The sequence below is a fragment of the Rhizobium sp. L43 genome (assembly GCF_002531725.1).
Lineage (GTDB): Bacteria > Pseudomonadota > Alphaproteobacteria > Rhizobiales > Rhizobiaceae > Rhizobium.
Map to the genome: position 1 here is coordinate 134,630 of NZ_NWSQ01000016.1, position 26,031 is coordinate 160,660.

A 26,031-nucleotide genomic window follows, 5' to 3' on the forward strand; every position below is an offset into this window, starting at 1 on the left:
GAGTTCGTTCCGGACGAGCCTTTAGGAGGACATCATGATCGCAGCACCATTCGATGCAGTCACAGACAGCAAGGGCAAGAAGCCCTTTTATTCCCATCTTTACGTTCAGGTTCTCGCGGCCATCGCCGCGGGCATCCTGCTCGGCCATTTCTACCCGGAACTCGGCGCGCAATTGAAGCCGCTCGGCGACGCTTTCATCAAGCTCGTCAAGATGATTATCGCTCCGGTCATTTTTCTGACGGTGGCGACCGGCATTGCCGGCATGAGCGACCTGAAGAAGGTCGGCCGCGTCGCCGGCAAGGCGATGCTCTACTTCCTGACCTTCTCAACGCTGGCGCTCGTCATCGGCATGATCGTCGCCAACGTCGTCCAGCCCGGCGCCGGCATGAACATCGATCCGGCCTCGCTGGATCCCACCGCCGTTGCCAGCTATGCCTCGAAGGCGCATGACCAGAGCATCGTCGGCTTCCTCACCAACATCATCCCGACGACGATCGTCGGCGCCTTTGCCGATGGAGACATTCTGCAGGTGCTGTTCTTCTCGGTGCTGTTCGGCATCGCGCTCGCCATGGTCGGCGAAAAGGGCGAGCAGGTCGTCAATTTCCTCAATGCCCTGACGGCTCCGGTCTTCAAGCTCGTCGCCATCCTGATGAAGGCCGCCCCGATCGGCGCCTTCGGCGCCATGGCCTTCACCATCGGCAAGTACGGCATCGGGTCGATCGCCAATCTCGCCATGCTGATCGGCACCTTCTACATCACCTCGCTGCTCTTCGTCCTCGTCGTTCTCGGCGCCGTCGCCCGCTACAACGGCTTCTCGATCCTGGCGCTGCTGCGTTACATCAAGGAAGAGCTGCTGCTGGTTCTCGGCACCTCGTCTTCGGAAGCCGCCCTTCCAGGCCTGATGAACAAGATGGAAAAGGCCGGCTGCAAGCGCTCGGTCGTCGGCCTCGTCATCCCCACAGGCTATTCCTTCAATCTCGACGGCACGAACATCTACATGACGCTGGCGGCCCTGTTCATTGCCCAGGCAACCGGCATCCAGCTCTCCTGGGGTGACCAGATCCTGCTGCTCCTGGTGGCGATGCTGAGCTCCAAGGGTGCCGCAGGCATCACCGGCGCCGGTTTCATCACGCTTGCCGCGACCCTTTCCGTCGTGCCCTCCGTGCCGGTCGCCGGCATGGCGCTCATCCTCGGCATCGACCGTTTCATGTCGGAATGCCGGGCGCTGACCAACCTCGTCGGCAATGCGGTCGCAACGATCGTCGTGGCACGCTGGGAAAATGAGTTGGATACCGCGCAGCTTGCGGCAGCGTTGGGCGGTCAGGCCGACGACACGTCGGCTGCCGGGCTCCAGCCGGCCGAATAATCGGCCAGACTGCTCATAGTCTTGAAAATCTGCAGCGGCCCGTTCTCCAACGGGCCGTTCTCTATTTCCGCTTCAGCCGCGGTTGTCGCCGAGGAGGCTGTTGTAAACGGCGCCGATCGCGCGTGCTTCCTTCTCCAGCGCGAAATTCGTCCTGACATGGCGCAGTGCATTCTCGCCATGCGCGATCGCCAGAGCGGGATCGGCGATATAGGGCGCGATGGCCCGCGTCAGCGCCTCGCCATCGCCGGCCGCGACGACCGAACCGGTCTCGCGCCCAACGATGAGCTCGGCATAAGCGCCCGCGTCCGATGCCACCACCGCCGTGCGCGAAGCCATGGCTTCGAGCGGCGTCAGGCCGAAGCCCTCGTTGCGGGAAGGGGCGACGTAAAGCGTCAGACGGCGATACCAAACCTTGATATCGGGAACTTCGCCGAGGAAGAGGATCCGGTCGCTGAGCCCGGCGGCGGCAACATCCGCCTTGAGCTTGTCGGCGAATGCCGTGTGCTCCGCCGTCACGCGGCCGGAGACAACAGCCGTCCATTCCGGATTCTGCGGCAGCAGCTCGATCATCGCCCGGACGAAGAGATCGGTGCCCTTCTGATGGCGCACGCGGCCGAAACAGCCGATAAGATGGCGGCCGGGCAGGCCGGTGGCGGCAATACCGTCTTCTGCCGTTTCCGGCGGATGGAACAGGGCAAGGTCGACGCCGTGCTGGATGACCGTGTGCGGCACCTCGAGGAACGAGCCGGAACGGTCGCTGGTCGCGATGACGGCGTCCATGCGGCGGATCAGCCATTTGGTATAGGCGGTGTGGCGGCGTTGGGCGGCCGAGGTGAAGAGCAGCTTCAGCGGCATGCGCAGGAGATGCCGAAGCAGGATGCCGACGGCCATCTCGTTGTTGCGGCGGGCGTGCCAGACACGCCGGCGCCGGCGCGCCGGCGGGCGCCAGAGGCCGAGGAGCTGGCGCCACTGAAGTTTCGGCAGGCCCTCCGGCAGGCCGGGGCCGAGGGTGGCGATCCCGATGCCGAGCCGGATCTGGCAGGGGATGAGCTGGACGATGGTCGACGTGACGCCGGAGAGCCGGCGCTTGAAATTGGGCGCGATGATCTCGACGTCACGCATATCAGGCAAGGGATGGGTCTCGTCTGTGGCGGGCGATCAGCCCCAGGAAACCTGGAGGATTTCGTAGGCCTTGGAGCCGCCCGGCGCGTTGACCTCGATGGAATCGCCGACTTCCTTGCCGATCAGCGCACGGGCGATCGGCGAGGAGATGGAGATGCGGCCGGCTTTGACGTCGGCTTCCTGGTCGCCGACGATCTGGTAGGTCTTTTCTTCCTCGGTGTCCTCGTCGACGAGCTTCACCTTGGCGCCGAACTTGATCTTGTCGCCCGACATCTTCGTGAGGTCGATGACCTCGGCGCGCGCCGTCAGGTCTTCCAGCTCGCTGATGCGGCCCTCATTGTGGCTCTGGGCTTCCTTGGCGGCGTGGTATTCGGCGTTTTCGGAAAGGTCACCATGCGCACGGGCTTCGGCGATCGCCTCGATGATTCGGGGACGCTCCTCCTGCTGACGCCAGCGCAGCTCTTCCTGCAGCTTGACGAAACCACCCGGTGTCATCGGTACCTTTTCAACCATTTTTCTGTCCTTCAATCCTTGTATCCGCCGGTCCCTGCATCAGCAAAGTCAGGTACACACAAAAGAAAACAGGTCCCGAAGGGGAGCTTCGGAACCGTGCCACAATCCTAGTTAAGTGCTTATAGCAGATCGCCAAGGCCGATTTCCAGAAAATTCGCATGAACTAAACGCAACCCGCCGCGGCATCCGATGGTGCGCCTGAAAAATGGGCGAGGGCGGGATTGCTCGGATTGACTTTGTGCTCCGGAACATATAGTGAACACTCTAATGAAGAAGTCGCTCACAGAACGCCTGGCCATCCTTTCCGACGCCGCGAAATATGACGCTTCCTGCGCTTCCAGCGGCACGGTGAAACGCGATTCTCACGCAAGTGGCGGGCTCGGTTCGACCGAGGGATCCGGTATCTGTCATGCCTATGCTCCGGACGGGCGGTGCATTTCGCTTCTGAAAATACTGCTGACCAATTTCTGCATCTACGATTGCGCCTATTGCGTCAATCGCTCGTCGAGCAATGTCGAACGGGCGCGCTTTACGCCCGAGGAGGTCATCTGGCTGACGCTGGAATTCTACCGCCGCAACTATATCGAAGGCCTGTTCCTTTCCTCCGGCATTATTCGTTCGTCAGATTACACGATGGAAGAGATGGTCCGCATCGTCCGCGAACTGCGTGTGACCCACAATTTCCGCGGATATATCCATCTGAAATCGATCCCCGAGGCGTCGCCGCGTCTGATCGAGGAGGCGGGGCTTCATGCAGACAGGCTGTCGCTCAATATCGAGTTGCCGACGGATAACGGCATCACCCGCTTTGCGCCGGAAAAGAAGCCTGCCAATATCCGGCGATCGATGGGGGATCTGCGGCTGAAGATCGAGGCCGCCGGCGAACCGACGCTGCAGACGAAGAAGCGTCAGCGTTTCGTGCCGGCCGGCCAGAGCACACAGATGATCGTCGGCGCCGATGGCGCGAACGATGCGACGATCCTTGCGACCAGCGGCCGGCTTTATAGCAGCTACGGGCTGAAGCGCGTCTACTATTCCGCCTTCAGCCCGATCCCGGACTCGTCGAAAAACCTGCCGCTGATCAAGCCGCCGCTGATGCGGGAACACCGGCTCTATCAGGCCGACTGGCTCTATCGATTCTACGGTTTCGGCATTGACGAGATCACCGCGAACCAGGCGGATGGCATGCTCGATCTCAGCCTCGACCCCAAACTTGCCTGGGCGCTCGCCAACCGGGCAGAATTCCCCGTCGATATCAACAAGGCCGAGCGTGAACGGTTGCTGCGCGTGCCCGGTCTCGGCACCAAGACCGTCAAAGCGATCGTTTCGGCGCGGCGTTTTCGCCGGTTGCGGCTCGATGATCTCCAGCGGCTCGGCATTTCGATCAAGAAGGTTCAGTCTTTCATCTCGGCGGAAGGCTGGTCGCCGCGCCGATTGATCGAGCGCCCCGACCTTCGCGCCATGTTCGAACCGCAGCCCGAACAATTGTCGTTGCTGTGATGCGCCGGGTCGTGCTTGCAGGACGCGGGGAGCTTGCCGAATGGCGTGACGCCGCGCGCGCTTTCGCGGTCGCCGGCATCCTGCCGGAAGAGATCGATTGGCGCGAAAAAAGCGAGGAGGCGGACCTTGCGTTTCAACGCGACGCCATGCCGCCGGCGCCTATCATGGCACGCAAGCCGATGACGGTGCCGCCCGCCTTCATCGATCTCGCGGAGACAGTTCTCTGCCATTCCGACGCGGCGCGTTTTTCCCTGCTTTACCGTCTGCTCTGGCGGCTGCAACTGGACCGCCAACTGCTTGAAGTGGCTTCCGACGAGGACGTCGCCCGTGCCAGGCTGATGGCGAAAAACGTTCGGCGCGACGCGCACAAGATGACGGCCTTCGTTCGCTTCAAGGAGGTTGGTGCGGTGTCGGTGGGCCGTCGAAAATTCCTCGCCTGGTTCGAGCCGGATCACCATATCGTCAGGCGCACAGCGCCCTTCTTTCAACGGCGCTTCACCGACATGGACTGGCTGATCGCGACGCCCAAGGGATCGGCCGCCTGGGACGGCGAGCGGCTGACGATGAGCGACGAACCGTGTGAAAAACCCAATCTCACCGATGCTACCGACGAACTTTGGCGCACCTACTACGCCAGCATTTTCAATCCGGCGCGGTTGAAGCTGAAGGCGATGCAGGCGGAGATGCCGAAAAAATACTGGAAGAACCTGCCGGAAGCCGATCTCATCCCTGGGCTGATCGCATCGGCGGAGAGCCAGGTGCGGGCCATGGCTGCACGGGAGGCGACCCAGTCGTTGCCCTTTCACGATCGCCTGCAGGAAGCCGCGCGCAGCATTCCGGCCGAGCCCGAAGCGCCGGCGGGCACGCTGGAAGCACTGCGCGCGGAAGCTGCCGCCTGCACCCGCTGTCCGCTTCATGCGAAGGCCACGCAAACCGTATTCGGGGAGGGGCCACGCGATGCCGAGGTGATGTTCGTTGGCGAGCAGCCGGGCGACCAGGAGGATATTGCCGGGCGCCCCTTCGTCGGTCCGGCCGGCAGGCTGCTGGATCAGGTGATCACTGAAGCGGGCATTGATCGCTCAACGCTTTACGTCACCAATGCCGTCAAGCATTTCAAATATGAGCCGCGCGGCAAGCGTCGCATCCATCAGAAGCCCAATATGGGCGAGGTGAAGCATTGCCGCTGGTGGCTCAATCTGGAGATGGCACTGATCAAGCCGAAGCTCATCGTTGCGATGGGGGCGACGGCGCTCGCGGCGCTGACCGATACGAAACAGCGGCTTCAGGATGTCAGGGGGAAAGCGATCGCGATCGATGAGGAGCGAACGCTCTTCGTGACGGTGCATCCATCCTATCTGCTGCGTATTCCCGATGAGCGGCTGAGAGCGGAGGAACTGGCACGATTTCGCGAAGATATGCTGATGGTTCAGCGCCTTATGGTGGCCGCTGCATACTGATTCAGAAGCCTCCGGTGGTGCCCCAATGCCAAGGCTGGCGCCATCGCTCATCGAGCGATGGCGTTCCGTATCTCAGGCGAAATAGCTCTGCAGCGGCCGCACTTCCAGATTGCCGGCCTTCAGCGCCTTGATTGCCTGGGCGGCGGCTTCGGCGCCTGCCATCGTCGTGTAATAGGGCACCTTCTGCATCAGCGTCGCACGGCGCAGCGACTTGGAGTCGGAGATCGCCTTGTTGCCATCGGTGGTGTTGATGACGAGCTGGACCTGGCGATTGCGGATCGCGTCCTCGATATGCGGGCGGCCTTCCAGAACCTTATTGATCTTGGTGGCAGTGATGCCGTTTTCGCCGAGGAAGCGGGCGGTGCCGCCGGTTGCCAGCACCTTGAAGCCCTGTTCGACGAGGATGCGGATCGCCGGCAGCACGCGCGCCTTGTCCTCGTCGCGCACGGAAACGAAGACCGTTCCGTCACGCGGCAGTTCGACGCCGGCGCCGAGCTGCGACTTGGCGAAGGCCAGCGCGAAATCGGTATCGAGGCCGATGACTTCACCGGTCGAACGCATTTCCGGGCCGAGCAGCGTGTCGACGCCGGGGAAGCGGGCGAAGGGGAAGACAGCTTCCTTGACGGCGATATGCTTCAGCTTGCGCGGATCGGGCTTTTCCCCATAGGCGGCGAAGGTCGCGTCGAGTTTCTCGCCGGCCATCACACGGGCGGCGATCTTGGCGATCGGCGCGCCGATGGTCTTGGCGACGAAGGGCACGGTGCGCGAGGCGCGCGGATTGACTTCGAGAACGTAGACGGTGCCGTCCTTGATGGCGAACTGGACGTTCATCAGACCGCCGACATTGAGCGCCTTGGCCATCGCCTTTGCCTGGCGCTCCAGCTCGTCGAGCAGTTCGACGGGCAGCGAGCGCGGCGGCAGCGAGCAGGCGCTGTCGCCGGAATGGATGCCGGCTTCCTCGATATGCTCCATGATGCCGGCGACATAGACGTCGGTGCCGTCGGAGAGGCAGTCGACGTCGACTTCGATGGCATGAGAGAGATAGCTGTCGAAGAGCAGCGGGTTCTTGCCGAGCAGGGTGTTGATCTGGCCGGTCTTATCGTTGGGATAGCGCTGCTTGATATCCTCCGGCACCAGTTCCGGAACCGTATCGAGCAGGTAGGTCTGCAGCTGACCTTCCGAATGCAGGATCTGCATGGCGCGGCCGCCGAGCACGTAGGACGGGCGTACGACCAGCGGGAAGCCGATTTCGGCGGCGACCAGGCGGGCCTGTTCGACCGAATAGGCGATGCCGTTGTTCGGCTGGTTGAGATCGAGCTTCATCAGCAGCTTCTGGAAGCGGTCGCGGTCTTCGGCAAGGTCGATCATATCGGGCGCGGTGCCGAGGATCGGGATGCCGTTCTTTTCCAGCGCCTCGGCAAGCTTCAGCGGCGTCTGGCCGCCGAACTGGACGATGACGCCGACGACTTCGCCCTTTTCCTGCTCCGCGCGCAGGATCTCGATCACGTCTTCAGCGGTCAGCGGCTCGAAATAGAGGCGATCTGATGTGTCGTAGTCGGTCGAGACGGTTTCCGGGTTGCAGTTGATCATGATCGCTTCATAACCGGCATCCTTCAACGCGAAGGCGGCATGGCAGCAGCAATAATCGAACTCGATGCCCTGGCCGATGCGGTTCGGGCCGCCGCCGAGGATGACGACCTTTTTACGGTCGGACACTTCGGCCTCGGAGCGGGCGGCGCCGACGAAGGGCGTCTCATAGGTCGAATACATGTAAGCGGTCGGCGAGGCGAATTCGGCAGCACAGGTATCGATGCGCTTGAAGACCGGGCGGACGTTCAAGCTGTTTCGGAACTCGGCGATCTGCTTCGGGCGCTTGCCGGTCAGTGTTGCCAGGCGCGCATCGGAAAAGCCCATGGCCTTCAGCATGCGCAGGTTGGCGGCATCTTCCGGCAGGCCGTGCTCGCGGATACGGGCTTCCGTGTCGACGATGTTCTTGAGCTCGGCGATGAACCAGGGATCGATCTTGCAGCCCTCGTGCACCTCTTCGATGCTGAGACCCATGCGCAGCGCCTGGGCGACCATGCGCAGGCGATCCGGCGTCGGCGTGCCGATGGCGGCGCGGATGGCGTTGTGGCTGGATTCGCCTTCCTCGGAGTCGGGAATCTCGATCTCGTCGAGGCCGGTCAGGCCGGTTTCGAGGCCGCGCAGCGCCTTCTGCAGCGATTCGGCGAAGGTGCGGCCGATCGCCATGACTTCGCCGACCGATTTCATCGCGGTCGTCAGCACCGGCGAGGCGCCGGGGAATTTCTCGAAAGCGAAACGCGGGATCTTGGTGACGACGTAGTCGATCGACGGTTCGAAGGAGGCAGGCGTGGCGCCGCCGGTGATGTCGTTGTCCAATTCGTCAAGCGTATAACCGATGGCGAGCTTGGCGGCGATCTTGGCGATCGGGAAGCCGGTGGCCTTGGAGGCCAGCGCCGAGGAACGCGACACACGCGGGTTCATTTCGATGACGACGAGACGGCCGTCTTTCGGATTGACGGCGAACTGGACGTTCGAGCCGCCGGTCTCGACGCCGATCTCGCGCAGCACCGCGATCGAGGCGTTGCGCATGATCTGGTATTCCTTGTCGGTCAGCGTCAGCGCCGGGGCGACGGTGATCGAATCTCCGGTGTGGACGCCCATCGGGTCGATGTTCTCGATCGAGCAGATGATGATGCAGTTGTCCGCCTTGTCGCGGACGACCTCCATCTCATACTCCTTCCAGCCGAGCACCGATTCTTCGATCAGCACTTCGGTCGTCGGAGACGCGTCGAGGCCGCCGCCGACGATCTCGAAGAATTCCGAGCGGTTGTAGGCAATGCCGCCGCCGGTGCCGCCGAGGGTGAAGGAGGGGCGGATGATGGCGGGCAGGCCGACATGGTCGAGCGCCTGGGCGGCGATCGCCACGGCATGGTTCATGTAGCGCTGCTTACGGTCGCTCTCTCCGAGGTTCCACTGGTTTTCCAGCTCGTCCAGCGCCTTGTCGAGTTCGGATCCGGAGAGGCTCTCGCGCAGCTTGCTGCGCTCAGCCTCGTGCGTCTTGCGGTCGAGGTCCTTGATGTCGGTGGCGTTGGCCAGCATCGAGCGTGGCGTTTCCAGGCCGATACGGCCCATCGCCTCACGGAACAGCGCGCGATCCTCGGCCATGTCGATGGCGGCGGGCTTTGCGCCGATCATTTCGACATTGTAGCGATCGAGCACGCCCATGCGCTTCAGCGAAAGCGCGGTATTCAGCGCCGTCTGGCCGCCCATGGTCGGCAGCAGCGCGTCCGGGCGCTCCTTGGCGATGATCTTGGCGACGACCTCGGGGGTGATCGGCTCGACATAGGTGGCGTCGGCCAGGCCCGGATCGGTCATGATCGTCGCCGGGTTGGAGTTGACGAGGATGACACGGTAGCCTTCCTCCTTCAGCGCCTTGCAGGCCTGGGTGCCGGAATAATCGAACTCGCAAGCCTGGCCAATGACGATCGGTCCCGCGCCGATGATGAGGATCGATTTGATGTCTTGGCGCTTCGGCATGGGCGATATCCATTTCTAGCTGCGCAGAAAGCCGGCCAGGGTGGGAGATCACCGGGTCGGGTCGCGCATTGAGGGTCTTTTCAGGCTAGAAGCGGCTTATAGGCAAATGTATTTGCAAACGGAACCCCATAAATCGCGGAATCGACAGGAATCCAACACGCCGCGAAAGCCCATTCCCCGTCGGGCACGACCAGCACCCGGATTTCGCCGCCACGTCCTCGCGGAGGCGGGGCTGATTGCCCGGATGATGTCGCTGGAATTCCGGCCGCCGACGGATATATAGATTCCTTAAAGTGCAGCAGAGGCATTGCCGGGGAGAGCGAAGATGGAATGGAGAGGCCGGCGTCAGTCCGACAATATCGAAGATCGCCGCGGCGACCCGGGCAGCGGCGGTTTCGGCCGCGGCGGCGGCTTCAACTTTCCGTCCGGCGGCGGCGTTCGCCGCGCCGGCGGGCGCTTGAGCATCGGCACGATCATCTTCCTCGTCGTCATCTATTTCATCTTCAAGGCGATGGGCATCGACCTGATGCAGATGCTCGACACCGGCGGCGTGACGAGCGGCCCAGGCTACGAGGAGAGCCAGTCGGGCGGAACGCGCACACCCGCCAATGACGAGATGACCGCCTTCATGCGCACCGTTCTGGCCGAGACCGAGGATACCTGGCAGGGCATCTTCCAGGCGCAGGGCCGGACTTACGAGGAACCTCGCCTCGTGTTGTTCTCGGGCTCAACGGCATCGGCCTGCGGCTCCGCATCATCGGCAACAGGTCCGTTCTACTGCCCGGGCGACCATAAACTCTATCTCGACACCGAATTCTTCCAGGAGCTTTCCGACCGCTTCGGCGCGTCGGGCGATTTCGCCGAGGCCTATGTCGTCGCCCACGAGGTCGGCCATCACGTGCAGAACCTGCTCGGCATTCTGCCGAAGTTCAACCAGGCCCGCCAGCGCATGAGCGAGGAAGAGGCCAACAAGATGTCGGTGCGAGTCGAGCTGCAGGCCGATTGCTTCGCCGGCATCTGGGGCAAATATACCCAGCAGAAGGGACTGCTGGAGAGCGGCGACCTGGAGGAAGCGCTGAACGCCGCCCAGCAGATCGGCGACGATACGCTGCAGAAACGCTCGCAGGGTTACGTCGTGCCCGAGAGTTTCAACCACGGCACCTCGGCGCAGCGCGTCAGATGGTTCAAGCGCGGTTTCGACAGCGGACAGCTGACGGCTTGTGATACGTTTTCGGGGCCGGTTTGACGGGGATAGCGGCTTCTCCGGCGTTGGGGGTGATTGCCCTTCGCTTGCGCTCGGCGCATTCGCTCCTGTCGTCGCTCACCCCTCATCTGCCTGCCGGCAGATGAGGGGGCCGCACGGCACAACGTTCAGTCCCTTTCGATCCGCCCTCCACCTACTTCTCACTGTCCATATGCTGCAGCATATGCTCGGGATAACGCCCGCCGGCGGCCGCATCCTTCGGCACGGCGCGTTCGATGGCGGCGAAATCGTCTGCTGACAGGTCGACCGCGCGTGACCCGAGCGCCTCGCTCAACCGATCGCGGCGGCGGGCGCCGATGATGGGGACGATATCCCCGCCCTTGGCGGCGACCCAGGCGATGGCGATCTGGGCGACCGAGACGCTCTTTGCCTCTGCGATCTCGCGCAGCTTCTCCACCAGAGCGAGGTTCTGCTCGATATTGCCTTCCTGGAAGCGCGGGCTGTAGGCGCGGAAATCGCCGGCCGTGGCTTGGCCTTTCTGCCAGTGGCCGCTGATCAGGCCGCGCGAGAGCACGCCGTAGGCGGTGATTGAGATGCCGAGTTCGCGGGTCGTCGGCAGGATCTTCTCCTCGATGCCGCGCGAGATCAGCGAATATTCGATCTGCAGGTCGACGATCGGGGCAACAGTGGCGGCGCGGCGGATCGTCTCGGCGCCGACTTCCGACAGGCCGATATGCCTGACATAACCTGCCTTGACCATATCGGCGATGGCGCCGACCGTGTCTTCGATCGGCACGTTCGGATCGAGGCGGGCCGGGCGATAGATATCGATATGGTCGACGCCGAGGCGCTGCAGCGTGTAGGCGAGGAAATTCTTTACCGCGACCGGGCGGGCATCGATGCCGCTCCAGCCGCTTGCGGGATCGCGGAGCGCGCCGAACTTGACGCTGATGACGGCATTCTCGCGCCTGCGGCCTTTCAATGCCTCGCCGATCAGCATCTCATTGTGGCCCATGCCGTAGAAATCGCCGGTATCAAGCAGGTTGATGCCGGCATCGAGCGCGGCATGGATCGTCGCGATGCTTTCCGCGCGGTCGGAGGGGCCGTACATGCCCGACATGCCCATGCAGCCGAGGCCGATTGCCGAGACTTCGGGTCCGGTCTTTCCCAAACGATAGGTCTGCATTGTCTTCTCCTTCGTCCTCGCCGCGAGCGGCGCGCTGTCGATATGGTTCTACCGCATTCGCGTTCGAGCGATAATCGGACGGCATCGAACAGGCTGTGCGGGGAAATGCACAATGAGCGATCCTTCGAGTGATCTGGATGCCGTTGCGTCCATTGCAAGGGAACGTCGCCCGGTGATCTGCTGGGCGGCCGTCGGTCTCCTGAAGCTGGAACGGCAGTGCCCGCCCTGCGGTTGAAGCGTCTCGTGAACTTCCCGTGCAGCATGATCAAAAACTTTGAAATGTTCACGGATTGTTTCGGTCTCTTTTCTGAGCTATGTCACTTTCTCGGCGACGAGATCGTCTTTTCAGAACCAACCGCTGTAGAGATGCCTCATGCTTGATCCCAAATTCGTTCGCCGCGGCCTTTTCCTGGTCTTCGTTATCCTCTTCCTCGACATCATCGGCATCGCCATCATCATGCCGGTGCTGCCCGCCTATCTGGAACAATTGACCGGCGGCAGCGTCAGCGATGCGGCAATCGATGGCGGCTGGCTGATGCTGGTCTATGCCGGCATGCAGTTCCTGTTCGCGCCGCTGCTCGGAAACCTATCCGACCGTTTCGGCCGCCGGCCGATCCTTCTGCTGTCGGTGCTGACCTTTGCGATCGACAATTTCATCTGCGGCATCGCCACCAGTTTCTGGATGCTGTTCGTCGGGCGCGTGCTTGCCGGCATCAGCGGCGGCAGCTTCGCCACCTGTTCGGCCTATATCGCCGATATCAGCACGGAGGAGAACCGGGCGAAGAATTTCGGGCTGATCGGCATCGCCTTCGGCGTCGGTTTCACCATCGGCCCCGTGGTCGGCGGTGTTCTCGGCGAATTCGGCCCGCGTGTGCCGTTCCTTGGTGCTGCGGCGCTGTCGCTTCTCAATTTCATCGCCGCCTGCTTCCTGCTGCCGGAAACGCTGGAGGCAAAGAACCGCCGCCGGTTCGAGTGGAAACGCGCCAATCCGCTCGGCGCGTTGCGCCAGATGCGTAATTATCCCGGCATCGGCTGGGTCAGCCTTGTGATGTTCCTGTTCTTCCTGGCGCATGCCGTCTATCCCTCGGTCTGGTCGTTCGTCTCGACCTATCGCTACGGCTGGAGCGAGGGGCAGATCGGCCTGTCGCTCGGCATTTACGGCATCGGCGCGGCTGTTGTCATGGGGCTCGTTCTGCCGCGGATCGTGCCGGTGCTCGGCGAGTGGAAGACCGCTCTGCTCGGCCTCTGCTTTTCGGCGGTCGGGCTCACCGGCTATGCCTTCGCCTGGGAGGGCTGGGTGGTCTACGTCATCATCGTTGCGACCGTCATGGAAAACGTCGCCGATCCGCCGCTGCGCAGCATCGCCGCCGGCATGGTGCCGCCGTCGGCGCAGGGCGAGCTGCAGGGCGCGCTGACCAGCCTCAGCAGCATCACCACCATCCTTGGACCGCTGATCTTCACGCAGATGTTCGGTTATTTCACGCGGCCCGAGGCCCCGCTCACCTTTGCCGGCGCGCCCTATCTGACCGCCGCCCTATTCATCCTGGTGGCCGCCGGCGTGTTCCTTGTCCGGGTTCGGGTTCGTGAGCCGGTCGAGGCGCTGGAAGCGGCGGGTTGATCGATCAGCAATGCTGATGTGATGATGAATTTTTCATCATCTGCCTGTTTTGGGGTAGTTCTTCGCCGGGCTTTGATCTAAGTCGGAATGATATTTTGCCGCGAGCGGCGGCGACGCGATTTCAATCACAGGACTAGTGTCATGGACACGCCGATCGACGCGCGCAGGCTTGCGCCGACAACCGATAATCGTTGGGGCGCGCATTTCCGTGCAACGCTGGCGCTCGGCATTCCGCTGATCGGCGCGCAGCTTGCCCAGCTCGGCATCAACACCACGGACGTGATGATCGTCGGCCGCCTCGGCGCCGAACATCTGGCGGCGATGGTGCTTGCGGCGCAATTCCTGTTCACGATCCTGATCTTCGGCTCGGGCTTTGCCATCGCCGTCATTCCGATGGTGGCGCAGGCCTATGGCCGCGGCGACGTTATCTCGGTGCGCCGGGCGCTGCGCATGGGTCTGTGGGTGGTGATCGCATACTGGGTCATCATGCAGCCGGCCTTCTTCAATTCGGAGCAGATCCTTCTGTTCGCACAGCAGAAGCCCGAGGTGGCCAAGCTCGCCCACGGCTACATCATGATCGGCCAGTTCGGCGTGTTGCCGGCGCTGCTCTTCAACGTCATGCGGGCGCTGGTCAGCGCCATCGGCAAGGCGGGCATCATCCTCAACGTCACCATCGCCACGCTGGTGATGAATGCCATCTTCGCCTATATGCTCGTGCTCGGCCATTTCGGCTTTCCGGCGATGGGGCTCGAGGGCGCGGCGATCGTTTCGGTCGTCGTGCAGACGGCCGGCTTCCTCTTCATCCTGGCTTTCGTGCAGCGGCGGGAAGAGACCCGGCGCTACGAGATCTTCGTGCGGTTCTGGAAGCCCGACTGGCATGCGCTGCTGGAAGTCATCCGGCTTGGTTTCCCGATCAGCGTCACCATTCTTGCCGAGGTCAGCCTGTTCACGGTGGCCTCGCTGCTGATGGGCTATATCGGTACCATCGAGCTTGCCGCCCACGGCATTGCCCTGCAATGGGCCTCGATCGCCTTCATGATCCCGCTCGGCCTCAGCCAGGCGGCGACAGTGCGCGTCGGTGTCGCGCACGGGCAGGGCGATTATGATGGGCTGGTGCGGGCGTCGATCATGGTGCTCATCCTCGCCTGCGCAATTTCGGCGGTGGGCTCGGTGCTCTTTGCCACCATGCCGCAATTCCTCGGCAGCTGGTTTCTCGACGTCAACTCGCCCGAAGCGCCTGAGGTGCTTGCCTATGCCGGGCCGCTGATCGTCGTTGCCGGGCTCTTCCAGCTGGTCGACGGGCTGCAGGTGATCGCCAACGGATTGCTGCGCGGCCTCAAGGACGCGCGCGTGCCGATGATCATGGCGCTGATCGCCTACTGGCCGATCGGCTTCTTCCTGGCCTGGGCCTTTGCCTTCCCGCTGGGCTTCGGCGGCATCGGCATCTGGTTCGGCTTTCTCGTCGGGCTGGCAGCGGCCGCCGTCATGCTCTGCGCGCGCTTCTACCTTCTCCTTCGCCGGGAGGCGGAACTGGCCCGCGCCTGAGCCCGCCTTTGCCGTCAGGTCGCGACGGGCTTGTAGCTGGCGATATCGGCGCGAATGCCGAGACGCGCAAACATTTCCTGCGGATCGAAATTGGCGGCCTTGTGGGCCGCTGCCACGGCTGCCCGCGCGTGCTCGACGACTTCGGTGTTTTCCCATTCGGCAATGGTTACGAAATTGAATTCACCGGGGCCGGCGACCTGCTCCAGCACCCTGTGATCGATGAAGCCCTCCTGCGCCTCCAGCAGCTTGTGGGTCATTATCACTTTGACGAGAAATTCCTCTCGCGCCGCCGCCGGCACGATGAACTTGTCGACTCGATAGAAAGCTCGGTTCATCCATTTTCTCCTGCATCAGATGTCTGCAGGCAGATCTGTAGTTCCTCAAGTTAAGTTGAGGTCAATATGAGGATAAAGAAAAAGGCCCGGTTGAACGGGCCTTTTTCGAAATCGGTATTGCTTGAAATCAGCGTTCGGCAAGCGCCGGTTCGCCCTTCTTCTCGCGCACCATGTTGATGAAGCGGCGGAAGAGATAGTGGCTGTCCTGCGGGCCGGGAGAGGCTTCCGGATGGTGCTGGACGGAGAAGACCTGCTTTCCGAGGACGCGCAGGCCGCAATTGGTGCCGTCGAAGAGCGAAATATGAGTCTCTTCAACGCCATCGGGCAGTGACTTCGAGTCGACCGCGAAGCCATGGTTCATCGAGACGATCTCGACCTTGCCTGTCGTATGGTCCTTGACCGGGTGGTTGGCGCCGTGATGGCCCTGGTGCATCTTTTCGGTCTTGGCGCCGAGGGCGAGACCCAGCATCTGATGGCCGAGGCAGATGCCGAAGACCGGGATATCAGTCTTAACAAGCGTCTTGATGACCGGCACGGCATATTCGCCGGTTGCCGCCGGATCGCCCGGGCCGTTCGACAGGAAGATGCCGTCCGGCTGCATGGCGAGCACGTCTTCGGCGCTCGTTGCGGCCGGCACGACCGTCACCTTGCAATCGAGGCCGGCAAACAGCCGCAGGATGTTGCGCTTGACGCCGTAGTCGAGGCAGACGACGTGGTATTTCGCATCCGCCGCGCCAAGTTCACCGTAACCTTCGTTCCAGACCCACGGGGTCTCTGTCCATTGCGAGGACTGGCCCGACGAAGCGACCTTGGCAAGGTCGAGACCTTCGAGGCCGCTCCAGGCCTTGGCTTCGGCCTTCAGCGTCTCGATGTCGAAGACGCCGTTCGGATCGTGGGCGATCACCGCGTTCGGAGCGCCGTTCTCACGGATCCAGGCGGTCAGCGCGCGGGTATCGATGCCGCAGAGACCGATGACGCCACGTGCCTTCAGCCATTGGTCGAGATGCTTGGCGGCGCGGTAGTTCGAAGGGTCGGTGATGTCGGCCTTGAAGATGACGCCGACGGCACCGTGGCGGGCGGCGGGCGTCAGGTCCTCGATGTCTTCATCGTTGGCGCCGATATTGCCGATATGCGGAAAGGTGAAGGTGACGATCTGGCCGAGATAGGAGGGGTCCGTCAGGATTTCCTCATAGCCGGTCAGCGCCGTGTTGAAGACGACTTCGGCCGGCACCTTGCCGGTGGCGCCGATGCCCTTGCCTTCGATGACCGTGCCGTCGGCAAGGACGAGCAGGGCGGTCGGCTTTTCGATTGTCCAGGGTGCTGTTGCGGTCATCTTCATCCCGTTTCCGGCGGCTGGTGCGCGCGTTGCCGCGGCTGGCCGCCTTTTGATCTCGCAGGCGTGTGGACGCGGCAATGCCGCGCGCTTCAGGCCTGATCACGAATTTTGGTGCAGGTGGCGGTAAATAGCCACGCAATCGCTTAGCGTCAATCTTTCTAGCCGAGATCGCTGTCGTTTTCCTGCGCTTTATCGCAGCGACCGCGCAATTTATTTGATCCGCCGCATCAGCGTGGTTTATGAAGCGGCATCAAAACAGGAGTGAAGACCATGCTGCGCGATCAACTCGCCACCCAGCTGAAAGAGGCGATGAAGGCTAAGAATGCCGAGCGGCTTTCCACCGTCCGGCTGATTCAGGCCGCGGTCAAGGACCGCGATATCGCCAATCGCGGCACCGGCAAGGAGCAGGCGAGCGATGACGAGATCCTGCAGATCCTCGCCAAGATGGTGAAGCAGCGCGACGAATCGGCGAAGATCTACGAGGAGAATTCCCGGCCGGAACTTGCCGCCAAGGAGCGCGCCGAAATCACCGTCATTCAGGATTTCATGCCGAAGCAGCTTTCGGACGGCGAAGTGCGCGCCAACATCTCGGCGATCATCGCCGAGACAGGTGCCGCAGGCGTCAAGGACATGGGCAAGGTGATGGCGGTGCTGAAGGAGCGTTATGCCGGCCAGATGGATTTCGCCAAAGCGTCGGCGACCGTCAAGGAACTGCTGAACTGATGCGTCTTTTATTTTTACGCATGTCTCGGCAAAAGCGTTTCACGCTTTGCCTGGCAAAACCGCTGCACACTTTTGCGTGACAAGCTTTAGCTAACGCGTCTCGCCTGTGGTTCGTCCCGAACCGCAGGCCCGAGCACCGCTTCGGCGGCGGCATCGATGATGGCGAATTTCGCCGCCTGATAATTCCAATATTCCATGATGAAGCGGCCCGACAGCCAGAAGTCGCCCTTGCGGGAAGGTTCGGTCCAGCCGACGCTCCCCATCGTCGCTGCCTGGGTCAGAAGCCGCTTCAGGTGGGTGTTGGAGATCATGAACTGTTCGCGGATTTCTCTCAGCGACAGAGGACCGAGCACGACGCGTTCGGCCGTCCGGGGAAATTCCGGAAGGCGCGAGATCAGGTAGTCCATCACCAACCCGCCGGTGTTCGCCCAGTTGAAGAGGTTGAAGGTGGGGCCCGGACTGCGGACCGCTTCACTCCCGATGATCGCCCTTGCGATCAGCGGCTGGATCGCTGCCATCATCGCCGGGGGATCGGCGGTGATCTTGTCGGCGCGTTCACCGCCGTCGAGGCTGTCGAGGATCATCATATGGGCGACGAGCCATCGGGTGAAATGCTGTTCGGCGATCTCAGTGGGTTCCAGATAGCGTGTGCGCTTGTCGGGGCCGGGAACCGGTCGCAGGAAGCGATAGGCCAGCATCTCCTGCATGAAGGCCGCGGCCGTGTTGCGGCTGGCAATGTCGTTCCTGACTGCGAAATCGATGAAGCGGCCGGAATAGAGGCCGCTGCTCCTGCCGTCGTCGGGATGACCGTAGTGAAGGGCGAAACCGGCATGGGCCATCAGCCAGCGCTGCTGCGCGGCAAAGATCGAGGCGATACGTGGGCTCTCGCGGTAGATCGAAAGCATCTGATCGGCGCAATGCAGGATCGCAGAAAGAAATCGATCGTCTGCTGCAAGATTTTCCGCGGTAAAAGCCATTGGAGAGGTCCAGGAGTTCGGCGCATACATCTTTCATGCAAGCGTCGCCTGTCAACGGTTTTGTCAATAAGCGGTTAATTTCAAAGGAGAGTTGTTGCAAAGGGAGCCAGAATTTAAGAAGGCAGGAGCTGGGGGCGCTCCTGCCTTCTTGCTCTTTGCTTCCGCCGGCAAACGCAGGGCCGAGGCCCAAGCCGGAGGGTATTTGCAAAGGCACCCTTGCGAAGCGGCGCCGGGGGTAGGGATGGTGCTTCGCTCGGGGATCGCTTTGTTGAGATCGAACCTATTGCGGGCTGGCGGCTTATTCAAATTACAAAAAAATAATGATTGGCGAAAACGGCGGTTCGAGAGGCCTCAAAGCGGCGGCTGAACAGCGGCCTCCAAGACGGCGATGCCCAAGCGACGGAATTGATAAATCCCTGTTTCTAAACGTTTTAATCCGGAAATCCCGAAGGCTGCGGCTCTTCGTGGAGCACTCGCGACGGTGTCTTTCCCGATCCGCGAGGACAATAATGTCGCACCCCTGTCGCAGGGGCGATAACGTGTTGTTGATTGGATAACCGACGTCTTGGGCAACCGGTGCACTTGCCTGTGAATAGCGGGTTTTGATGACAAGTTTCGTGGCATGGAGCGGCAAACCAGCTTATATGAAGCTTGGCCAAGAGGTATAAATGCGCTTTTCCAACACCTTTCTCGATGAGATCCGCGACCGCGTTCCGATTTCGAACGTGATCGCGCGCCGCGTCAGCTGGGATAAGCGCAAGACCAACGTGTCGCGCGGCGATTACTGGGCCTGCTGCCCGTTCCACGGCGAGAAATCGCCGAGCTTCCACTGTGAGGACCGGAAAGGCCGCTATCACTGCTTCGGCTGCGGCGTCACCGGCGACCATTTCCGCTTCCTCAGCGAACTCGAAGGCTTGAGTTTTCCCGAGGCGGTGCAGCAGATCGCCGACATGGCCGGCGTGCCGATGCCGCTTGCCGACCCTGTCATGGAGAAGCGCGAGAAGGAGCGCGGCTCGCTGATCGACGTCATGGAAATGGCGACACAATTTTTCCAGGATCAGTTGCAGACGGCGAATGGGGCGAGGGCGCGCGCCTATCTGCGCGACCGCGGGCTGACAGGGCGCACCATCGAGACCTTCCGTCTCGGCTATGCGCCTGACAGCCGTAATGCGCTGAAGGAATTCCTCGCCGGCAAGGGCGTGCTCAAAGAGCAGATCGAGGCCTGCGGCCTGGTCGTCCATGAAGACGTGCCGGTTTCCTACGATCGCTTCCGCGACCGCATCATGTTCCCGATCCTTTCATCGCGGGAAAAGGTGATCGCCTTCGGCGGCCGTGCCATGTCGGCCGATGCGCCGGCGAAATATCTGAACTCCAACGAGACGGAGCTCTTCCACAAGGGCAATGTCCTTTACAATTTCGCCCGCGCGCGCCGTGCGATCCAGGGGCCCGGCCGCGGCGATCCGCAGGACGACACTGCGAGTGGCACCATCATCGCCGTCGAAGGTTATATGGACGTGATCGCGCTCTATCAGGCCGGCGTCGAGAATGCCGTTGCGCCGCTCGGTACGGCGCTTACCGAAAACCAGCTCGAACTGCTCTGGAAGATGGTGCCGCAGCCGGTGCTCTGCTTCGATGGCGACGGCGCCGGCATCCGCGCCGCCAATCGCGCCGCCGAACTGGCGCTGCCGCATCTGAAGCCCGGCCGTTCCGTCCGCTTCGCGCTTCTGCCCGATGGCAAGGATCCCGACGATCTGGTGCGCGATGACGGCCGCGCGCCGTTCGACAAGGTGATGAGCCAGGCAAAGCCGCTTTCCGAGATGTTGTGGAGCCGGGAGGTCAACACCGGCAAGTTCGATACGCCTGAGGCACGCGCCGAGCTCGAAGCGCGGCTGAAGCAACTGGTCGCCGTCATCGCCGACGAGAATGTGCGCCGCCACTATCAGCAGGATATTCGCGACAGGCTGAACGCCTTCTTCCAGCCGCAGTTCCAGAACCGCAACAATGGCGAACGCCGCGGCGGCTTCAACGGCAATGGCAATTACCGCGCCGGCCGCGACAATGCCGGCAAGGCAGGGCCGAAAAGCCCCAGCGTCATTTCCGACCGGCTTGCCCGCTCAGGCCCCGTGCGCGGCCACCGGGACAATACGGCGTTGCGCGAAAGTGTGCTGGCGCTGACCGTCATCAATCATCCCTCGCTGATGATCGACGATTATGACGAAATCGCCGCGATCGACTATGACAGCCGCGAGCTGCAGCGGCTCTGGTCGGCGATGCTGGGAGCCGCCGCTGCCGTCGCCGGCCCGCATCTGACGCGCGAATATCTGACCGAACGGCTGGAGTTCGAGGGCTTCGGCGCGCTGATCAAGAGCCTCGATCAGCAGGTGCGCAATGCCCGGCTCTGGACGGCGACCGAGGAGGCGGCGATGGAGGATGCACGCGAAGGCTACCGCCAGGCGCTGGCCTTCCACAAACGGGCGAAGGCGCTGCGCCGGCAGAAGATCGAACTCGAGCGCGAGATCGCGTTGGCGACCGAAGCCGGTGACGGCGAGGCGATCGTTCAACTGATGCGGGCGCAGCAGGAAGTGCATTTCGAAGGGGTGCGCCTTGAGAACCAGGAGGCGATCATCGATGGCTTCGGGGTGCTTTCCGGCCGTGTCAAAGGGGCGGCGAACCACTGATGTCGCTGACCGAACGGAACGAACCGGGCTTTTCCGCCTCCGATGCGCTGTTTTCCGCCGGCCGCGCGCCGCTCGATATCCTCAAGCAGGTTTACGGCTATTCCTCCTTCCGCGGCAAGCAGCAGCAGGTGGTCGAGCATGTGGTTTCCGGCGGCGATGCTGTGGTGCTCTTCCCCACGGGTGCCGGAAAATCGCTGTGCTTCCAGATCCCGGCGCTCTGCCGTGACGGTGTGGGCATCGTCGTTTCGCCGCTGATTGCGCTGATGCGCGATCAGGTGGAGGCGATGAAGCAGCTCGGCATCCGCGCCGCAGCGCTCAATTCGTCGCTGTCGCGCGAGGAATTCGTCGAGGTTCGCCGCGCGCTTTCGGCAGGCCGGCTCGACCTTCTCTACGTGACGCCCGAGCGCATTCTGACCGATGGGTTCCGTGACCTGATCGCCAACGAGAAGATCGCGCTGTTTGCTATCGATGAGGCGCACTGCGTCTCGCAATGGGGTCATGATTTCCGGCCGGAATATCGTGCGCTCGGCCGACTCGGCGAACAATATCCCGGCGTGCCGCGCATCGCCCTGACGGCGACGGCCGATCCGCATACGCGCGACGACATCATCGAGCGGCTGGGACTCGATGCTGCGGAGATCTTCACCACCAGCTTCGACCGTCCGAATATTGCCTACGAGATTGTCGAGCGCGACCAGCCGCGACAGCAGCTCCTGCGGTTTCTCTCCGGACACAAGGGCAATAGCGGCATCGTCTATTGCCTGTCGCGCGCCAAGGTCGAGGATACGGCCGAATGGCTGAACGGGCAGGGCATTCGTGCGCTCGCCTATCATGCCGGTATGGACAGGGCGGTTCGCGACGCCAATCAGGATGCGTTCCTGAAAGAAGAGAATCTTTGCCTGGTCGCCACCGTCGCTTTCGGCATGGGCATCGACAAGCCGAATGTGCGTTATGTCGCCCATCTCGACCTGCCGGGCTCGGTGGAAGCCTATTACCAGGAGACCGGGCGCGCCGGGCGGGACGGCCTGCCGTCGGAGGTCTGGATGGCCTATGGCATGGCCGACGTCATCCAGCGCGGCCGGATGATCGACGAGGGCAGTGCCGCCGCCGAGATCAAGCGGGTCGAACGCGCCAAGCTCAACGCCTTGCTGGCGATCTGCGAGACGGCCTCCTGCCGCCGCCAGGCGATCCTTGCCCATTTCGGCGAGGCGCATGCCGGCCAGTGCGGCAATTGCGACACCTGCCTGAAACCGGTCGAGACCTGGGAGGGCACGGAGGCCGCAATCAAGGCGCTGGCTGCGATCTATCGCACCGGCGAGCGTTTCGGCGCCGGCCATGTCGTCGACGTGCTCCTCGGCAACGTCAACGAAAAGACCGAGCGTTTCGGCCACACAGAGATGCCGGTCTTCGGCGCCGGCAAGGATATTCCGGCGCGTGTCTGGCAATCGGTCTTCCGCCAGCTGCTCGCCATGGGGCTGATCCGCGTCGACCACGAAGCTTTCGGCGCGCTGAAGCTGGAGCCGGAGGCGCGCGCCGTCTTCAAGCACGAGCGGCAGGTGTTCTTCCGCAAGGACCGCCCGGCTTCGGAGCGGCGCACGAAGAAGGCGGAACGCAGCGAACGCAAGTCGGCACTCTCAGGCGCCGACGGCACTCTGTTCGAAGCGCTGAGAGCCGAGCGCATGGCGATCGCGAAATCGCTCGGTGTGCCGCCCTATGTCGTCTTTCCCGATACGACGCTGATCGCCTTCGCCACGGAGAAGCCGCGCAGCCGCAAGGAGCTGCTCGCCATATCAGGCGTCGGACAGGCAAAGCTCGAACGCTACGGCGATCCCTTCCTGGAGATCATCCTCTCGCACGACAGGGATTGAACAGCTGACGGCTGATCGCGGTCCCGCGCTGAAGAAGACAAGCCGGTGGCGATATGCTAACCCGGCTGGGACGGAAATCTTCACGAAGGGCCGCCCATGACCTCACAATTCCTCTCCCATCTCCGTAACGAGATTTCGGCGCTGAAGGATGCCGGCCTCTACAAGTCCGAACGCGTCATCACCTCGAAGCAGTCCGGCGAAATCGCCGTTGTTTCCGGCGAGCGGGTGCTGAATTTCTGCGCCAACAACTATCTCGGCCTTGCCGACAACGCGGAACTGGCCGAGGCCGGCAAGCAGGCGCTTGATCGCTACGGCTACGGCATGGCCTCGGTGCGCTTCATCTGCGGCACGCAGGAAGAGCACAAGCAGCTCGAAGCGCGCATCTCCGCCTTTCTCGGCATGGAAGACACGATCCTCTATTCCTCCTGCTTCGACGCCAATGGCGGACTGTTCGAAACACTGCTCTCCGAAGAGGATACAATCATCTCGGACGCGCTAAACCATGCCTCGATCATCGACGGCGTCAGGCTTTCGAAGGGCAAGCGCTTTCGCTACGCAAACAATGATATGGCGGCACTCGAAGAGGAATTGAAAAAGGCCGAAGGCAGCCGCTACAAGCTGATCGCCACCGACGGTGTATTCTCGATGGACGGGATCATCGCCAATCTCGGCGGTGTCTGCGATCTCGCCGAGAAATACGGTGCCATGGTCATGGTCGATGACAGCCATGCGGTGGGTTTCGTCGGCAAGAACGGCCGCGGCTCGCCGGAACATTGCGGCGTCGAGGGCCGGATCGACATCATCACCGGCACGCTCGGCAAGGCGCTCGGCGGTGCATCGGGCGGTTATACCGCGGCGAAAGCCGAAGTCGTCGAATGGCTGCGGCAGCGCTCGCGGCCCTATCTGTTTTCGAACACGCTGGCGCCGGTTATTGCGGCGGCCTCGCTGAAAGTGTTCGACCTGATCGAAAACGGCGACGCCTTGCGCAAGCGCCTGTCCGACAATGCCGACCTCTTCCGCAGCGAAATGACCAAGCTCGGCTTCACGCTCGCCGGCGAAGGTCATCCGATCATCCCGGTCATGCTGGGTGACGCCAAGCTCGCCCAGGATATGGCGGGCCTGATGCTGAAGAAGGGCATCTATGTCATCGGCTTTTCCTTCCCGGTGGTGCCGAAAGGCCAGGCCCGCATCCGCACGCAGATGTCGGCGGCGCATTCGCGGGCGGATGTCGAGCGGGCGATTGCCGCCTTTGCCGAGGCAGGGCGGGAATTGGGTGTGATTTGAGAATGGGTTTGCCCCTCTTCTCCCCAGCGGGGGTCCGAAGGACGGGTCGAGACCCGCGGCTCGACCCCGGTCGGTGACCCGAAGGGTCGGATGAGAGGCGAGCGAAGCGAGGTTTCGAGCGGCGAGCGAGGAATAAATTCTAGTTTAGACGGCGTGCCGTGCGGCCCCCTCATCCGCCCTATCGGGCACCTTCTCCCCGCTGGGGAGAAGAGGGAGTCGAGAGGACGGCGCCAAATAAATGTGGGGATGGTTGAATGTCGAACATGATGAAGGCGCTGGTCAAAGCAAAACCGGAAGTCGGGCTCTGGATGGAGAATGTGCCGGTGCCGGAGGTCGGGCCGAATGATGTGTTGATCCGGGTGAAGAAATCGGCGATCTGTGGCACTGACGTGCATATCTGGAACTGGGACCAGTGGGCGCAGAAGACCATTCCGGTGCCGATGGTGGTCGGCCATGAATTCTCCGGCGAGATCGCCGAGATCGGTTCGGCGGTCACCCGTTATCATGTCGGCGAGCGGGTCTCCGGCGAGGGCCACATCGTTTGCGGCAAGTGCCGCAATTGCCGGGCGGGCAGGGGGCATCTCTGCCGCAACACGCTCGGCGTCGGCGTCAATCGTCCGGGGTCCTTCGGTGAGTTCGTCTGCATTCCCGAAAGCAATGTCGTGCCGATCCCGGACGATATATCGGACGAGATCGCCGCAATCTTCGATCCGTTCGGCAATGCCGTGCACACCGCGCTCTCCTTCGATCTCGTCGGCGAGGACGTGCTCGTCACCGGCGCCGGGCCGATCGGCATCATGGGCGCGCTGGTCGCCAAACGCTCCGGCGCCCGCAAGGTCGTCATCACCGATATCAATCCGCACCGGCTGGATCTGGCGCGCAAGCTTGGCATTGACCACGTCGTCGATGCCTCCAAGGAAAACCTGACCGATGTGATGAAGGCGATCGGCATGACGGAGGGTTTCGACGTCGGTCTCGAAATGTCGGGTGCGGCCCCAGCCTTCCGCGACATGATCGACAAGATGAACAATGGCGGCAAGATCGCCATTCTCGGCATCGCGCCTGCCGGTTTCGAGATCGACTGGAACAAGGTGATCTTCAAGATGCTCAATCTCAAGGGCATCTATGGCCGCGAGATGTTCGAGACCTGGTACAAGATGATCGCCTTCGTCCAGGGCGGCCTCGACCTTTCGCCGATCATTACCCACCGGATCGGCATCGACGACTTCCGCGACGGCTTCGAGGCGATGCGGTCGGGTAACTCCGGCAAGGTCGTCATGGATTGGATGTGAGGAGGACGACATGATTTATGAAGGAAGCTGCCATTGCGGCAACGTGGCTTTCGAGGTCGAAGGCGAATTCACCGAGGCGCTCGATTGCAACTGTTCGCTCTGCCGCCGGCGCGGCGGGCTTCTCGCCTTCGTGCCGCGTGACAAGCTGGTGCTGAAGACGCCCGAGGCTAATCTCTCGACCTATACTTTCAACTGGCATGTCATCCGGCATCACTTCTGCGCCAATTGCGGCATCGCGCCATTCGGTGAGGGCGTGGGCCCGAACGGTGCGGCGATGGCCTCGATCAATCTGCGCTGTATTCCCGCGGTCGATCTCGGGGCGCTGACGGTGACGGCCTATGATGGCAAGGCAAAATAACCAATATTCGTCGGTCAGGGGCGAATAGATCGCCGGCAGGACTGCAAAAATGGCCGAAACACCTGCAGCAGCAGGCAAAATTCTTGCTGCCCTTGTCTTTTGTTCGCC

General features: G+C 62.3%; 19 protein-coding genes. 12 read left to right on the top strand and 7 right to left on the bottom strand.

Annotation, left to right across the window (positions count from 1 at the left end; all coding sequences use genetic code 11):
- Positions 1-34 precede the first annotated feature (34 nt).
- Positions 35-1,366, top strand: coding sequence for a dicarboxylate/amino acid:cation symporter (locus CO667_RS21670; protein ID WP_097620311.1), 1,332 nt, complete (start codon positions 35-37; stop codon positions 1,364-1,366).
- 72 nt (positions 1,367-1,438) lie between these two features.
- On the opposite strand, the gene CO667_RS21675 is transcribed toward CO667_RS21670, so the two are convergent.
- Both CO667_RS21675 and greA read right to left on the bottom strand, forming a co-directional pair.
- The gene (locus CO667_RS21675) at positions 1,439-2,497 is read right to left on the bottom strand and encodes a glycosyltransferase family 4 protein (protein ID WP_097620312.1); all 1,059 of its coding nucleotides are present in this window, start codon (positions 2,495-2,497) and stop codon (positions 1,439-1,441) included.
- Positions 2,498-2,524: 27 nt separating this feature from the next.
- Positions 2,525-3,001, bottom strand: a complete 477-nt coding sequence (gene greA, locus CO667_RS21680; protein WP_003565408.1) for a transcription elongation factor GreA — start codon at positions 2,999-3,001, stop codon at positions 2,525-2,527.
- Between the two features lie 267 nt (positions 3,002-3,268).
- Here greA and CO667_RS21685 point away from each other — a divergent pair, with 267 nt between their 5' ends.
- Both CO667_RS21685 and CO667_RS21690 read left to right on the top strand, forming a co-directional pair.
- The gene (locus CO667_RS21685) at positions 3,269-4,501 is read left to right on the top strand and encodes a putative DNA modification/repair radical SAM protein (protein ID WP_097620313.1); all 1,233 of its coding nucleotides are present in this window, start codon (positions 3,269-3,271) and stop codon (positions 4,499-4,501) included.
- Positions 4,501-5,958: a UdgX family uracil-DNA binding protein gene (locus CO667_RS21690; protein WP_097620314.1), complete on the top strand. Its 1,458-nt coding sequence runs from the start codon at positions 4,501-4,503 to the stop codon at positions 5,956-5,958. Before CO667_RS21685 ends, CO667_RS21690 begins: the two co-directional genes overlap by 1 nt.
- Before the next feature lie 72 nt (positions 5,959-6,030).
- On the opposite strand, the gene carB is transcribed toward CO667_RS21690, so the two are convergent.
- Positions 6,031-9,519: a carbamoyl-phosphate synthase large subunit gene (gene carB, locus CO667_RS21695; RefSeq protein ID WP_097620315.1), complete on the bottom strand. Its 3,489-nt coding sequence runs from the start codon at positions 9,517-9,519 to the stop codon at positions 6,031-6,033.
- A 325-nt stretch (positions 9,520-9,844) separates the two neighbouring features.
- Between carB and CO667_RS21700 the strand changes: the two genes are divergently transcribed.
- Positions 9,845-10,765: a neutral zinc metallopeptidase gene (locus CO667_RS21700; protein ID WP_097620316.1), complete on the top strand. Its 921-nt coding sequence runs from the start codon at positions 9,845-9,847 to the stop codon at positions 10,763-10,765.
- Between the two features lie 151 nt (positions 10,766-10,916).
- Here CO667_RS21700 and CO667_RS21705 read toward each other — a convergent pair whose 3' ends face one another.
- Positions 10,917-11,909: an aldo/keto reductase gene (locus CO667_RS21705; RefSeq protein WP_097620317.1), complete on the bottom strand. Its 993-nt coding sequence runs from the start codon at positions 11,907-11,909 to the stop codon at positions 10,917-10,919.
- Positions 11,910-12,282: 373 nt separating this feature from the next.
- Here CO667_RS21705 and CO667_RS21710 point away from each other — a divergent pair, with 373 nt between their 5' ends.
- Both CO667_RS21710 and CO667_RS21715 read left to right on the top strand, forming a co-directional pair.
- Positions 12,283-13,527 (top strand): TCR/Tet family MFS transporter, encoded by a 1,245-nt coding sequence (locus CO667_RS21710; protein ID WP_097620318.1) that lies wholly within the window; start codon positions 12,283-12,285, stop codon positions 13,525-13,527.
- Positions 13,528-13,668: 141 nt separating this feature from the next.
- Positions 13,669-15,072: an MATE family efflux transporter gene (locus CO667_RS21715; protein ID WP_097620319.1), complete on the top strand. Its 1,404-nt coding sequence runs from the start codon at positions 13,669-13,671 to the stop codon at positions 15,070-15,072.
- 14 nt (positions 15,073-15,086) lie between these two features.
- On the opposite strand, the gene CO667_RS21720 is transcribed toward CO667_RS21715, so the two are convergent.
- Both CO667_RS21720 and carA read right to left on the bottom strand, forming a co-directional pair.
- A complete protein-coding gene (locus CO667_RS21720; protein WP_097620320.1) occupies positions 15,087-15,407 on the bottom strand; it encodes an antibiotic biosynthesis monooxygenase in 321 nt (106 codons plus the stop codon).
- A 127-nt stretch (positions 15,408-15,534) separates the two neighbouring features.
- Positions 15,535-16,740, bottom strand: a complete 1,206-nt coding sequence (carA, locus tag CO667_RS21725; protein WP_097620370.1) for a glutamine-hydrolyzing carbamoyl-phosphate synthase small subunit — start codon at positions 16,738-16,740, stop codon at positions 15,535-15,537.
- A 273-nt stretch (positions 16,741-17,013) separates the two neighbouring features.
- Here carA and CO667_RS21730 point away from each other — a divergent pair, with 273 nt between their 5' ends.
- Entirely contained in the window at positions 17,014-17,466 is a 453-nt protein-coding gene (locus tag CO667_RS21730) for a GatB/YqeY domain-containing protein (RefSeq protein ID WP_097620321.1), read from the top strand.
- A gap of 86 nt (positions 17,467-17,552) precedes the next feature.
- Here CO667_RS21730 and CO667_RS21735 read toward each other — a convergent pair whose 3' ends face one another.
- Positions 17,553-18,443 carry a hypothetical protein gene (locus CO667_RS21735; RefSeq protein ID WP_097620322.1) on the bottom strand — a complete coding sequence of 297 codons (891 nt, stop codon included), beginning with the start codon at positions 18,441-18,443 and terminating at the stop codon, positions 17,553-17,555.
- 668 nt (positions 18,444-19,111) lie between these two features.
- Between CO667_RS21735 and dnaG the strand changes: the two genes are divergently transcribed.
- From dnaG to CO667_RS21765, 5 genes are all read left to right on the top strand, one after another.
- Entirely contained in the window at positions 19,112-21,121 is a 2,010-nt protein-coding gene (gene dnaG / locus CO667_RS21745; RefSeq protein WP_097620323.1) for a DNA primase, read from the top strand.
- The gene (recQ, locus tag CO667_RS21750) at positions 21,121-22,989 is read left to right on the top strand and encodes a DNA helicase RecQ (RefSeq protein ID WP_097620324.1); all 1,869 of its coding nucleotides are present in this window, start codon (positions 21,121-21,123) and stop codon (positions 22,987-22,989) included. The genes dnaG and recQ overlap by 1 nt, the downstream gene beginning before the upstream one ends.
- A gap of 96 nt (positions 22,990-23,085) precedes the next feature.
- Positions 23,086-24,273 (top strand): glycine C-acetyltransferase, encoded by a 1,188-nt coding sequence (locus CO667_RS21755; RefSeq protein WP_097620325.1) that lies wholly within the window; start codon positions 23,086-23,088, stop codon positions 24,271-24,273.
- Positions 24,274-24,527: 254 nt separating this feature from the next.
- On the top strand, positions 24,528-25,565 hold the full coding sequence (gene tdh, locus CO667_RS21760; protein ID WP_097620326.1) for an L-threonine 3-dehydrogenase: 1,038 nt from the start codon (positions 24,528-24,530) through the stop codon (positions 25,563-25,565).
- A 10-nt stretch (positions 25,566-25,575) separates the two neighbouring features.
- Positions 25,576-25,923 (top strand): GFA family protein, encoded by a 348-nt coding sequence (locus CO667_RS21765; protein WP_097620327.1) that lies wholly within the window; start codon positions 25,576-25,578, stop codon positions 25,921-25,923.
- Positions 25,924-26,031 lie beyond the last annotated feature (108 nt).